This is a genomic window from Bacilli bacterium, assembly GCA_036381315.1.
Taxonomy (GTDB): Bacteria; Bacillota; Bacilli; order Paenibacillales; family KCTC-25726; genus DASVDB01.
On sequence record DASVDB010000176.1, the window covers coordinates 1 to 12,368 of the forward strand.

Consider the following 12,368-nt stretch of genomic DNA (forward strand, 5'->3'; position numbering starts at 1 on the left):
TCTTGCCGCTTTCTTGTTCCAGCGCGGTCAGAATTGCCTGCAGCACGGCTTCGTCGCCGCTGTTGCCAAATCCGTAAAACCCGGATATTACGACGGATTTTCCGCGTTGTTCCATCGCCGCCACAACCTCTCCAGCCATTCCCAAACAACAATCAGACAAATGCCGATGATAGCGCCGAACAAAACGCCATATCCGACGCGGATAAGTGAAATGACAAGCGGCGTATGGATATGGGCGAACGTATCGACAATCGACAGCTGGCCGATGACGCCGGCCACAAACAAATACAGGGCTTTCGGATATTTAACCGCCGCGTATGCGCCCAGCACAAAAAGCGGATGCGCAAACAAAAACTCCTTCGTGCGCGGGCGAACGTACAGCGTATTTTCCAAAAAGGAACGGAGCATCCGCTCCCATTCCGACGTTTGTCCGGCGTTGCCGGTTCTCGACATATAATATAACAGGCCGGCTCCCGCAATCATCGCGGCGAGCGCCCACCACACCTTGATGTTGGCCGTCAAAATCACGCGCGCTTGGGCGACAGCCTGCGAGAACCGAAAACCGTCGGCGAAAAACAAAAGATAAAGCAGGACAGCCGCGATGGGGAGCATATGCAACAGGCTGACGCCGCGAAATTGCTGAATTTGCAGCATATACACAACATTATTGAGCAAGCCGACGATGAGGGCAACGCCGGATAGCGAAATCGCCGAAGCCATGATGAGTAAGCCAGTTGCGCGGCGAATCCGGACGATTGGCGGCGGGATTTGCTCCGTGGCCGGCCGGCTACGGCGAAGCGCCTGAATCGCTTTAATCGCCGCAAGCGTGGCTGCGCATACCCCGACGCCAAGCGCGAGCGCCTGCAGCAAAAGGCCGGGGGCGACGACAACGAGTCCGGCTGCGCCGAGCAAGCCCAAAGCGAACAGCGCAAGGAAGAGCGAAGGGAAAAATTCCGCCAGTGCAAGCGCAATAAGCGCGACGGCGCCAACGACAACTACGAGCCGCAGCGGCTTTTGCCACGACGGGTCTGTTGCTTGCAGCGGATCCGCCTGGCCGATATGAAATCCTGCCGCTTGCAGCCGCTTGATCGCGCCGTCCGGTCCGGTCAGGCTATCGTACAAATTGTCGAGCGGGTTGGTAAATTCCGCTTTGTCCGGATTTCTGCTCGCTTCCGCATTCAAATAGATCATGCGGATATTCCGATCCTTTGCGGCCAGGATATAACGGTCGGCCAACCTGTCGGCAGGCTGACCGGCCTCTCCTTCCAGCACCGAATGCAGTCTAATCACGCGGTAATCCGTCAAATAGGCCAGTTCCCCGCTACCTGACTGCGGCGTTTTAATGCTGACCGGTTCGATGATGACCTCGCCGATGCCATATTTTTGCATCAAGCTGGCCATCGCCGGCACAGCGTGATCCGTATAGCCGGTCACGCGATCGCCGGAAAAAATCACCCATTTTACGCCATTTTGCGCAAATTGCGCGAGCATTTTTTCCATACGATCCCGGTTAAACGGACGATTGTCCGACAAACGCGGAACGATGTCAAAACCTTTTTCATGCAGCGCATTTAGCGCAATCGGGTCCGGTTCCAGCGGCTTCATGACACTTTCATCAAACGGCAACGGTATCTTCAAACCCGGTCGATTTGCAACGGTCCAGGGTTGAACTTGCACGCCATAGTCGGCAAAACCCGACTCGATAACCGGTGTAAGCGATTTGGCGGAATGGGCATCGCTAAATAGCACATATGTCGAATTATTCGTAGGGGAAACTGCCGTTCCGGCCAGCAAGGCGGCTTCCCGTGCAGAATACAAGGAAATTTCCCCGCTCAAACGAAAGTCTTCCAGCGTGCTCTCGTACAGAGCCAAAGCCTGAATGCCGATCTGTTGCATTTTGGCCAGCTCACTCGCGACAAACGCTCGCGGGTCGGGTTCGAATTGGGATATTTGCAGCAAATCACGGTAATCAAACACAAATTCAACGGTATCGGTAGACCGTTCAATCGCCATTCGGTTGGCCGCAAGGGGCAGCGCCGCCACGACCCCGGCCAGCACGATGACCCACAGCCAACCGGCTGCGATGCGATTTAATTTCGCGTAAAGTTTCATCTCGGCTCCATCTCCTGATTGGGCGCCACTTAATGGGCGTCAATCCGGGCGCAAATTTCATTGACCAATTGTTCCAAAGCTTGGTCGGACTCTTGTTCCGTTTTTTTGTTGACGGAAAAATACAATTTAATCTTCGGCTCCGTGCCGGAAGGACGCAGGCAAAACCACGATTTGTCCGCTAGGATGAACTTCAGCACATTTTCCGGAGGCAAGCCGTCAAGGCCGCCCGCGTAGTCGCGCATCTCGACAACTTTCACCCCGCCGGCTTCCGTTGGCGGTTGTTTGCGGAAATCGTCCATGATGGCGGTGATTTTGGCCACACCGTCTTTGCCTTTCAGCGTGCGGGACACAAGTTTTTCTTTGTACGCCCCGTATTCGGCGTATAGTTCCTCGAGCACATCATGCAAAGTTTGCCCTTTCGCCTTGTAGTAAGCGCACGCCTCGCAAATCAACAGGGAAGCGAAGACAGCGTCCTTATCCCGCGCATATGTGCCGCCCAAATAGCCGTAGCTTTCTTCGTAACCGAATAAAAATTGTTTTTCTTTGGACTGTTCGAACTGCGTGATTTTTTCGCCGATATATTTGAATCCGGTGAGCGTGTCGACAATGGGAAGGCCGGCACGGCGCGCGATTTCCGCCCCCAATTCGCTCGTTACGATTGTTTTTACGACGACGCCGTTTTGCGGCAGCCGGTTATGTTCCCTGAGCGCTTCCAGCATATATCGGATCATGATGGCGCCCGCCTGATTGCCGGTTAGAATCGCGTATTCCCCCGCTTTTGTTTTCACCACCGCGCCCATGCGGTCACAGTCGGGATCGGTGCCGATGATGATGTCCGCGCCGGTCTTTTTCGCCAATTCGATCGCCAGCGTAAACGCCGCCGTCTCTTCGGGGTTGGGCGATTTGACGGTGGAAAAATCAGGATCCGGCAGTTCCTGCTCTTTCACGACCGTTACCTGGGTGAAGCCGTTTTGCTTCAGTGCGGCCCGGACAGCCAGATTACCGCTGCCGTGCAGCGGCGTGTAGATGATTCCGACATCGCTTGCCAGGCCATGAATCCGCTCGCCCAGCGGGCTCGCGGCGCACACGGCGTTCACAAAGGCTTTGTCCACTTCCTGTCCGATCCAAACCAGCAGTCCTGTCTTTTCCGCTTCTTCCTTCGCTATTTTTTTGATGCGGGAAAAATCGGCGATGCCGCGAATTTCGGCAATCACCTCTTCCGCCAAACGGGGAACAAGCTGACACCCGTTTTCGTCATACACTTTATAGCCGTTATATTCCGGAGGATTATGGCTGGCGGTGATCACGACGCCGGCTGTGCAGCCCAGATGCCGCACGGCAAACGACAATTCCGGAGTCGGGCGCAAGGAGTCGAACAAAAACGCCTTGACGCCGTTTGCCGCCAGCACAAGCGCTGTTTCCAAGGCAAATTCAGGCGACATATGCCGGGAATCGTGGGCGATAACGGCGGAAATCGGCCGATGCTTGTACTTGTTAAGCAAATACTGCGCCAATCCCTGGGTCGCTTTGCCTACCGTGTAGCGGTTGATGCGGTTGCTCCCGGCGCCGATAACGCCGCGCAGCCCGCCGGTGCCGAATTGCAATTCGCGATAAAACCGATCCTCGATTTCTTGCGGCTGGTCGGCAATCGCGCGCAGTTCCCGTTTGGTCTCTTCGTCAATCGCGCTGTCTTGCAGCCAACGATGATACTCGGTTTGTGCCTGATTCAAACTTGCCCACTCCTTTTCATGATATCGGTCCGCTCGCGGACCAACCTATGCCATCCGCACGGGGTGCTATATCCTCCACAAAGGATGCTATATCGGCATTTTCGCCGTTATACGCGATGATTCGCTCCGCACAGGGTGCCATATCGGCATTTTTGCCGTTATACGCGCCAATTCGCTTTGCATGGAGTGCTATATCGGCATTTTTGCCGTTATAGGCGCCAACTGTTGAGCGCAGTCTGCAGGAGCGGCGCGCATGGTCAACGCGCTGGAAAATGGCCGGCAAGAACCGGTTGGTTCACGCATGGGACGAATGCTGGCCGTGCCGCACCGAACGATAGTTTCGAAAGCTTCGTTATACTTATGCGTCGCCGATCGCAAACATGATTTCGCCTTCCGCGACCACCCGGCCGTCCACCGAGGCAACCGCCTTCGCTTTGCCGATCGAGCCTTTCGCGCGGATGATTTCCGCTTCAAGCCGCAGCGTGTCGCCCGGCGTTACTTGTCCGCGGAAACGGAATGCGTCGATGCCGGCGAGAAAACCGATTTTGCCCCTGTTTTCCTCTTTCTTCAGAATGGCGACCGCTCCCACCTGCGCCAAAGCTTCCACAATCAGGACGCCCGGCATGACCGGGTATTGGGGAAAATGTCCGGCAAAAAACGGCTCGTTGATCGTGACATTTTTTAATCCGACGGCTTTTTTGCCTTCTTCGATTTCCAATATTTTATCAACCAACAAAAACGGGTAACGGTGCGGAATAACCGCCTGAATCTCCGACACATTCAGCATGCGAATCCTACTCCTTTACAAATGATTTGTGCGCATAAAAAGCAAAAAATATCCGACAATAAGAATGTCCCTTCGTTTCTGCAGGACGAAGGTTGATATAAGGGGCATATGTACGGCGACGAATCGCTGTTATTATGCCCTTTTACATGTGCGGTCAGCAAAACTTATTTTTGCCCGGTCTTTCCCGGCAATTTGGGGTTGAGAATGCGAAATTCAAAGATGTACACAACCGAAGTTACAAACGAAAAGAAAATAACAAACCATAAATACCGGATTGCGAAAGGAGCGTCATATACGATGAACAGCACCGCTATGTAATACAAAACCGTCGTCAGTTTGCCCATAAAATTTGCGGGGACGGTTTTTTTGCCGCGAAAGTGGAAAAAAGCCGAGCCGACGATCATCCCGGCGTCGCGAATGAACATGGCAGCGGCAGCCTGCCACGGAATCATTTCCGTGAAAACAAACGACAGCACCACGACCAACATCATCGATTTATCCGCCAACGGATCGAGCATGGCGCCAAGTTGTGTCGCTTGCCCGTTGTTTCTGGCAATATAACCGTCGAGGATATCCGTCAGCCCTGCCAGCACAACAATAAAAAACGCCCACTTTACATGTCCTGACAAGAAAACCGCAATGTACACGGGGATTAGCGTAAACCGGCAGACTGTCAAAGAATTGGGCAAATTCAACGCTTGTCCTCCTCCGCGGAAGATTCTCAATCATTATACATTGAGACGGAAAAAATGAAAACTCCTTCTCGGAGCGAAGGAGTTTTCGACAACATATTACTCGGCAAAAACCAAATCATACAAGTGCTTCCACGTTGACGGTTTCAACACGTCCGCCGGATTCTGCCCGCCCAGATAGGAATAGCCGATTACCAAACCGGCATACAAAGCCAGAATACATAACAGCGGAACCCATATTGCTTTGGAGACTTTAATCAAAATGATTGCCCAGGTCGGCAGCGGTCTCCCCGATTTCTTCCGCTCGTCCGGCATCGTTCATGCTCCTTTTGTCGGCAAATCTTTGGCGCGTTATGCGCGCAAATTGTTGGCCAGATTCATCATCGTATCGGCCGATGAAAGCGCGCGGGAGCCAAGCTGAAAAGCCCGCTGTACTTGCAACAAATCGGTCATCTCCGCCGCGATGTCGACGTTTGACGCTTCCAGAAACCCTTGCCGTACGGCGATAGGCTCCGTTTGCGCATCCAACAGCGCAAAGTCGGTCGGCTGCAACGCGGCGGCGACGTCGCCGCCTTTTACGCCATACAGGTTGTCGCCTACATCCACAAGCAAGTGCGGACCGACGATCGTCATGATCTTGATCGCCCTGATGTCCACCACATCGGAACCGTCCTTGCTGGTGGCAATTACTTCCCCTTGCGGGCTCACCGTGATGGAATAACCCCGCGGCGCGATGATCGGCGCATCGTCTATCCCCATTACAACATATCCGTCGGCGGTGGTCAACTGCATGCTGTCAGGGTCGAACTCCATTGGCGTCATCCGGAAAGCGCCGTTTCTCGTCCATGCTCTCCGCGGCAAGCCATTTTCATCCAGCTGATTGGTTTCGACCTCAAACAGAGCGTTGCCTTCCAGCGCCAGGTCAAGCGGATTGCCCGTCTCCCGCAAAGCGCCCTGGGTCAGATCCAGCCTGATTTCCCCGTTTTTGACGCCCCATTCGATTGGCAGCCCCAGCGGCGTTTTGCGGCCTGCCAGCATGTATGGGTTCGGTTGGCGCATTTCCGACGCCAATAAACTTTCAAACGGGGAAGCTTTGCGTTTGTACCCGTCCGTGTCCGCATTGGCAACGTTGCCGGCGATCATATCCAGTTTTTGCTGAAATGCCTGCATTGCGGAAAGAGCTGTTATCATTGAGGTGTTCATCGATAAACCTCCGTTTATACCCGACCTACTTCTTATACCCGTCCTACTTCATTAACCGCTTTATCCAAGCTGCGGTCATAAAACTGGATCACTTTCTGATTGGCTTCATATGCCCTGAGCGCCGTCATCAAGTCGACCATCGACTGGATCGGATCCACATTGGAGCGTTCAATCGCTCCCTGGCGGACGATCACCTGGTCGTCCGGATTGACCTGCGCGGGTTGCGCGGCATCGGCGTCAAGCCGGTACACTCCGCCCGTTTCCGGAATTAACCGGTTCGGATTTTCGATGCGCGAAATGAACAGCTGCGTAAGCGGAAAGCCGTCGGCATCCATGAGCGTGCCATCCGCCGCAACGTTGATTGCGTCAAGCGGGCGGTCCAGCACGATCGGCTGGCCGTCCGCGCCCAATACGCGATATCCGTTCGCCGTCACCAATTCATTTTGCTCATTGACGTGAAACGATCCATCCCGCGTATACAAGCGCTCATCCGGATCCGTTGGCGAAGCCAGCGTAAAAAAAGCCTGCGGTTGGAAAAAAACTTGTCCGTTCGGATCCACATATTTGCCGGTCTGATCAAACGGGATCCTGTTTCCTTGCGCGTCAAATACGGGAATATCGGAAACAAGCGCAAAATCGGAAGCGTTGTTCGTCGTCTGAATGTCTCCCTGGCTAAACAAGGTTACCGCTTCTTCGGCAAAAACTCCGGTCGCAAGCCTGCCGATATGTTGCGGGGGCGCGTTTTGCTCCCCGTTAACCAGATAAATCAGCATCTCCGGGAAGGAACGCAGCGCCGCATTTCCCTCTTTGTAACCCGGCGTGTTGATATTGGCGATATTATTCGTAATCGCATCGTGCCTGCGCTCCTGGGCGATCATGCCCGCAGCCGCCGTATACAATCCTCTCAGCATCTTTTCACGCGCCTTTATGCAAATTCGCTTTATCCTTTATATCGGCATGTTATTTGCGAATGTTAACCACCTTGTCAAGGTTGTCCAACATAATGCCGGTCCCTCTGACCACGCAATACATCGGATCTTCGGCAATGAGCACCGGCACTTTCAATTCGTCCGCCATCAGCTGGTCAAGTCCGTGCAAGAGCGCTCCGCCGCCTGTCAGGATCACGCCGCGGTCAATAATATCCGCGGACAGTTCCGGGGGTGTGCGTTCCAAAACCGCTTTGGCGGAAGCGATAATATTGGATACCGGGTCCCAAAGCGCTTCCCGGATTTCGTGCGACAGCACCGTAACCGTAAGCGGCAATCCGGTTACCATATCCCGCCCGCGAATGTCCATCTCTTCATTGCGGTCTTCATACACGGTGCCGATCCGGATCTTGATATCTTCCGAAGTCCGTTCACCGATCAAGAGCTTGTACTTGTTTTTAATATATTTGGCTATGGCCAAATCAAATTTGTCCCCGGCAATTTTAATGGAAGCGGAGGTGACGATATCGCCCATCGACAACACGGCGACATCTGTCGTTCCGCCTCCGATATCCACTACCATATTGCCGCTCGGCATAAAGATGTCCATTCCGGCGCCGATGGCCGCGGCTTTCGGTTCTTCCTCCAAAAATACTTCCTTGGCCCCGCTGCGTTCGGCGGCTTCCCGAATCGCCTTTTGCTCGACGGAAGTGATATTGGTCGGTGCGCAAATCAGAATGCGCGGGTGACTGTACCACTTTTTCCCGCCTACCTTGCTGATAAAATGTTTCAACATCATTTCCGTAATTTCAAAATCGGCGATCACGCCATCGCGCAAAGGGCGTATTGCGACAATGTTTCCCGGGGTACGTCCGACCATGCGTCTGGCCTCTTCGCCTACCGCAAGGACGCGTTTGGTCTCGCTTTCAATGGCTACTACGGAAGGTTCGTCGAGCACCACGCCCCGTCCCTTGACATGAATCAATACATTGGCGGTTCCCAGGTCAATTCCGACATCTTTACCAAACAACATGCGCATCGTTCCTCCCGAACTGTTTCGCAACCGTAGCCCAGAGTATTTTTTTCGCGCGGTTGCATGTCAATTGTTATGATTCGCTATGGAACGCCAATTTTCCTTTTCCTTCTTGTTTTTTTCCAAAAATGTTTTGAAAAAAGCGCCATTTCCCTCCCATATCACGACTGCACAGAAACAAGCGGTATGTCTTCCTGCTTCTGTTTTCTCTTTTTATATTTGATTTTCGTTGCTTCTCCACCCCGCAAATGCCGAATTGATTTGTGGTATTCCAATATTTTTTTAACCTGGTTGGCCAAATCCGGATTGATTTCAGGCAGCCTTTCCGTCAAATCTTTATGCACCGTGCTTTTCGAGACACCGAATTCTTTGGCTATCGTGCGAACCGTATGTCTGGTCTCAACCAGACAGCGCCCGATCTTGATGGTCCGCTCCTTGATGTAATCGTGCACGCCCCTCGCCTCCCTGCTCGAGATAGTTTGGTACATTATATGAGGGGTATGCCTATATATTCTTTGTTTCCAAGCGTGACAAGCCGTAAAAAAACAAAGCGGAAGGAGTTCTTCCTTCCGCCTGGTTGCAGATCGCGCCGCCTTTTCGGTTCAGTTTTCCGCGATGAATGTTTCCGGATTGACCGGCGTGCCGTCCTGCAGTATTTCGAAATGCAGATGGACGCCTTGATCTTGCTCCAATTCGTTGCGCCCCGCCTTGGCGATTACCTGGCCTTGTTTTACCGTATCGCCTTCCTTGACGACAATTTCCGCAAGGCTTAAATATTCCGTCTTCAAACCGTTGTCATGCGTGATTTCCACTTTATGCCCGATCAACGGGACATTGGCCACCTGCGTCACTTTGCCGCTCATCGCCGCCAATACGTCAAACGGCTGGTTGTCCGGGCGGGAAAATGAAATGCCTGTGCTCGGAATAAACGTATTGTCATGTTTGATCATTGCAGCTTGCCGTTCTTCGCTGGACGCTTCATTGTCATAAAACTTCATGACAACATCCAGATCGTTCCGATTCGCCACCGGCCATTTCATCTCTTCCGCGGCCGCATTTACAGGCAAGGCGCCTTCCGGCTGGACGCCATCCGGCTCGACAGTTGCGCCGCTATCTTCGCTGACGGTAGTCTCTTCGCCCGCTGCAGGCGGAGCTTTGCTTGCGGAGTCTTGGTAGACCCACATCAAGGTTAGTATAATGGCCGCCGCCGCAATGTAAGCTGCCGGGAACATCCACTTTCTCGTAAACAATTTTCTCCATCCGGGCGCAGGCGCGGCTGCCGTTTCGTTGACGGTTTTGTGATTTCCGCTCCGTACCGGATTCTCGTGAATTTCCTTGTTTTCCTTCATACTAGCAATCACCTCAATAACCAGTGTTGCCAGTTGCAAGTCTTTTATACGTTGCGGCGCTTGCCAATTGCCGCATAGATTTGTTCGAGCTTTACCCCCCGGTAGTAATAGAGCAAAATGTCTTTTGCGGATTTCCCCTGCTGCGCCAGCGCATCCGCTCCCCACTGGCTTAATCCGACGCCGTGCCCGTAGCCGTAAGTGGTTAGCAGGATATTCCCGCCGGCGAAACTCCAGGCGAATTGCGCAGAGTTCAGCGCCAGTTTTTCTCTTACTTCTCTTCCGGTAAACAAGTTTCCGGCGATTCGCATCGTTTTGATGCGCTGCCCTGTCGTTTTTTGCAATATTTCCATTTCCGGCGGCGTTTGTTTATCCGGATTATTCGGGAGGCCCAACTTGCTTAAAAACTCGGTGAGCGGCATGGTTACGGTCGCTTTATATTTCGGCGAAATCAGCGGATCCCACGGGCTCGCCACGCTGCGCAAATAAGGGATGTAAGTCGACCAATATTCTTCGGAATTTTCGGTGAAGCCGTTGCTGGTGGAAAAATAAGCGGCGACAATCGGTTTTTGGGCAAACGTGAGGATGGTTCCTTCCGTGTCTTGAACGGCCTGATTCAATTTCTCAAGGTTGGCGGCAAACGCCGCGTCGCCCCATTTCGTGCGCATTTCGTCGACCGTCATATACGCTTGATGCGTTGCCAGGTCGGTTACCAGCGCGCCTGCCACCGGCACATTGCTCGTATCGTGGTCCATCGCCCGGCGAACGATATAGGTCCTCGCGGCGATCGCCTGCGCTTTCAGCGCTTCCGGCGCGAAATCGATCGGCATCTCTGCCGCCAAAACGCCGCGAACATACAATTCTAGCGGTATATCGGCAACACGCCGCTCTTTCGTCAAATAAACAGGGACGACAAAAGCGCTGTCCCGCGCCAATTTTTTGTCCGCAGGCAGTTCACCGCCGTGTGCCGTCCCCCCGTTTTCATCGCGGACCGGCTGCTTTTTCACCATCATGGTCGGAAATCCGATCATCACAAACAATAACAGCGCCGCAAGAAGAGCCGCCCAACCCGCCACCGTTTTTCGTTTCACTCGCGCATCCTCCACCGACAATCGGAATATACCAAACCGCTATTTGTATATGGATATGAGGTTGCGCAATTTGCTAGAACAACATGCTTGTTCAAGCCAGGGACGGTTGAACGGTATAGATGCCGAAGACGGCTTCCTCGGCTTCCGCCAGTTCTTCCTGTTCATAGCGAACGAGATCCGCGCCGATGCCGCGCAGTTTGCCCGTAATGTCGGCATAGCCCCGGTCGATATGATGAATCTGCGTTATTTCCGTCTCTCCTTCGGCGGCAAGTCCGGCCAATATAAGGGCCGCCCCGGCGCGAAGATCGGTGGCGGCAACTTTCGCGCCGACCAAACGGGCATTTCCGGTGACGAAAGCGGTTCTGCCGTCGATTTTTATGTTCGCGTTCATTCTTTTCAGTTCCGCGACATGCTTGAACCGGTTTTCAAATACGGTTTCCGTTACGACCCCGGAGCCGTTCGCCGTCAACAGCAGAGCCATCATGGGCGCCTGCATATCCGTAGGAAAGCCCGGATAAGGCAGCGTTTTAATATCGACCACGGTAAGCGGGCGGTTTACGCAAACCCGTATGCCGCTATCCTGTTCCACGATGTCCACGCCCATTTCCTGCAGCTTGGAGATAACCGGGCACAAGTGGTCGGCGATGGCGTTCTCGATCAGCACATCCCCGCCGGTGATGGCGCCGGCGATCATATATGTACCCGCTTCAATACGATCCGGAATCACGGTATGTTCCGTACCGTAAAGCGCGTCGACGCCTTCAATGCGAATCTGCTGCGTGCCTGCGCCCCGGACTTTTGCGCCCATTTCGTTTAAAAAGTTGGCTAAATCGACGATTTCCGGCTCCTTGGCGGCATTCTCGATAACCGTCAGTCCGTCCGCCAAAGCGGCCGCCATCATAATATTTTCCGTCGCGCCCACGCTGGCCACGTCCAGATAAATCTTGGCGCCCTTTAATCGTCCGCGCACGGATGCTTCAATTGCTCCGTGACCCAATTCAATCCCGGCGCCCATTGCTTCAAACCCTTTCAAATGCTGGTCAATGGGGCGCGTTCCAATCGCGCAGCCCCCCGGCAAGGCGATGCGGGCATGTCCGGTGCGTGCCAACAGCGGGCCCATCACGAGGAAAGAAGCGCGCATTTTCCGTACCAGGTCGTAGGAAGCTTCCGATGTCTGCAATTTTTGGGCGGAAATGCGTATCGTTTCATTTTTATATTCGATATTTGCGCCCAATGACGCAAGCACCCGGCACATCGTAAGCACATCGTCCAGCGGCGGGGCTTCATGGATTAATGTCTCTCCATCTTCGCATAATATAGCGGCAGCAATAATGGGGAGCACCGCATTTTTGGCTCCGCTTACTTTCAATTTGCCCGACAAGCGGTTTCCTCCGCGGACGATAATCTTTGCCATTCCTGTTCCCTCCGCGCTCCTTTTCGTCTAAAAC

Annotated in this window: 12 protein-coding genes; all 12 read right to left on the reverse strand. The window is 53.6% G+C overall.

What is annotated here, in order from left to right; genetic code table 11:
- Window positions 1-87: 87 nt before the first annotated feature.
- Complete coding sequence (locus VF260_13065; protein HEX7058111.1) at window positions 88-2,112, reverse strand: DUF5693 family protein; 2,025 nt, start codon at window positions 2,110-2,112, stop codon at window positions 88-90.
- A 29-nt stretch (window positions 2,113-2,141) separates the two neighbouring features.
- Window positions 2,142-3,842 carry a phospho-sugar mutase gene (locus tag VF260_13070; GenBank protein HEX7058112.1) on the reverse strand — a complete coding sequence of 567 codons (1,701 nt, stop codon included), beginning with the start codon at window positions 3,840-3,842 and terminating at the stop codon, window positions 2,142-2,144.
- 358 nt (window positions 3,843-4,200) lie between these two features.
- Entirely contained in the window at window positions 4,201-4,629 is a 429-nt protein-coding gene (gene fabZ / locus VF260_13075; GenBank protein HEX7058113.1) for a 3-hydroxyacyl-ACP dehydratase FabZ, read from the reverse strand.
- A gap of 164 nt (window positions 4,630-4,793) precedes the next feature.
- A complete protein-coding gene (locus VF260_13080; GenBank protein ID HEX7058114.1) occupies window positions 4,794-5,324 on the reverse strand; it encodes a CDP-alcohol phosphatidyltransferase family protein in 531 nt (176 codons plus the stop codon).
- A gap of 96 nt (window positions 5,325-5,420) precedes the next feature.
- Window positions 5,421-5,636, reverse strand: coding sequence for a DNA-directed RNA polymerase subunit beta (locus VF260_13085; protein ID HEX7058115.1), 216 nt, complete (start codon window positions 5,634-5,636; stop codon window positions 5,421-5,423).
- A gap of 36 nt (window positions 5,637-5,672) precedes the next feature.
- Window positions 5,673-6,524: a flagellar hook-basal body protein gene (locus VF260_13090; protein HEX7058116.1), complete on the reverse strand. Its 852-nt coding sequence runs from the start codon at window positions 6,522-6,524 to the stop codon at window positions 5,673-5,675.
- Window positions 6,525-6,556: 32 nt separating this feature from the next.
- Window positions 6,557-7,435, reverse strand: a complete 879-nt coding sequence (locus VF260_13095; protein ID HEX7058117.1) for a flagellar hook-basal body protein — start codon at window positions 7,433-7,435, stop codon at window positions 6,557-6,559.
- A gap of 49 nt (window positions 7,436-7,484) precedes the next feature.
- Window positions 7,485-8,480 (reverse strand): rod shape-determining protein, encoded by a 996-nt coding sequence (locus tag VF260_13100; GenBank protein HEX7058118.1) that lies wholly within the window; start codon window positions 8,478-8,480, stop codon window positions 7,485-7,487.
- Between the two features lie 164 nt (window positions 8,481-8,644).
- A complete protein-coding gene (spoIIID, locus tag VF260_13105) occupies window positions 8,645-8,935 on the reverse strand; it encodes a sporulation transcriptional regulator SpoIIID (protein ID HEX7058119.1) in 291 nt (96 codons plus the stop codon).
- A gap of 150 nt (window positions 8,936-9,085) precedes the next feature.
- Window positions 9,086-9,832, reverse strand: coding sequence for a M23 family metallopeptidase (locus tag VF260_13110; GenBank protein HEX7058120.1), 747 nt, complete (start codon window positions 9,830-9,832; stop codon window positions 9,086-9,088).
- Between the two features lie 44 nt (window positions 9,833-9,876).
- Entirely contained in the window at window positions 9,877-10,920 is a 1,044-nt protein-coding gene (gene spoIID / locus VF260_13115) for a stage II sporulation protein D (GenBank protein ID HEX7058121.1), read from the reverse strand.
- Between the two features lie 91 nt (window positions 10,921-11,011).
- Window positions 11,012-12,334 carry a UDP-N-acetylglucosamine 1-carboxyvinyltransferase gene (murA, locus tag VF260_13120; GenBank protein ID HEX7058122.1) on the reverse strand — a complete coding sequence of 441 codons (1,323 nt, stop codon included), beginning with the start codon at window positions 12,332-12,334 and terminating at the stop codon, window positions 11,012-11,014.
- Between the last annotated feature and the right edge of the window lie 34 nt (window positions 12,335-12,368).

Bases quoted from the DNA above. Each gene is read 5' to 3' on its own strand.
- VF260_13065 (HEX7058111.1), bottom strand. From the start codon at position 2,112: ATGAAACTTTACGCGAAATTAAATCGCATCGCAGCCGGTTGGCTGTGG.
- fabZ (HEX7058113.1), bottom strand. From the start codon at position 4,629: ATGCTGAATGTGTCGGAGATTCAGGCGGTTATTCCGCACCGTTACCCG.
- VF260_13085 (HEX7058115.1), bottom strand. From the start codon at position 5,636: ATGCCGGACGAGCGGAAGAAATCGGGGAGACCGCTGCCGACCTGGGCA.
- VF260_13090 (HEX7058116.1), bottom strand. From the start codon at position 6,524: ATGAACACCTCAATGATAACAGCTCTTTCCGCAATGCAGGCATTTCAG.
- VF260_13095 (HEX7058117.1), bottom strand. From the start codon at position 7,435: ATGCTGAGAGGATTGTATACGGCGGCTGCGGGCATGATCGCCCAGGAG.
- VF260_13110 (HEX7058120.1), bottom strand. From the start codon at position 9,832: ATGAAGGAAAACAAGGAAATTCACGAGAATCCGGTACGGAGCGGAAAT.
- murA (HEX7058122.1), bottom strand. From the start codon at position 12,334: ATGGCAAAGATTATCGTCCGCGGAGGAAACCGCTTGTCGGGCAAATTG.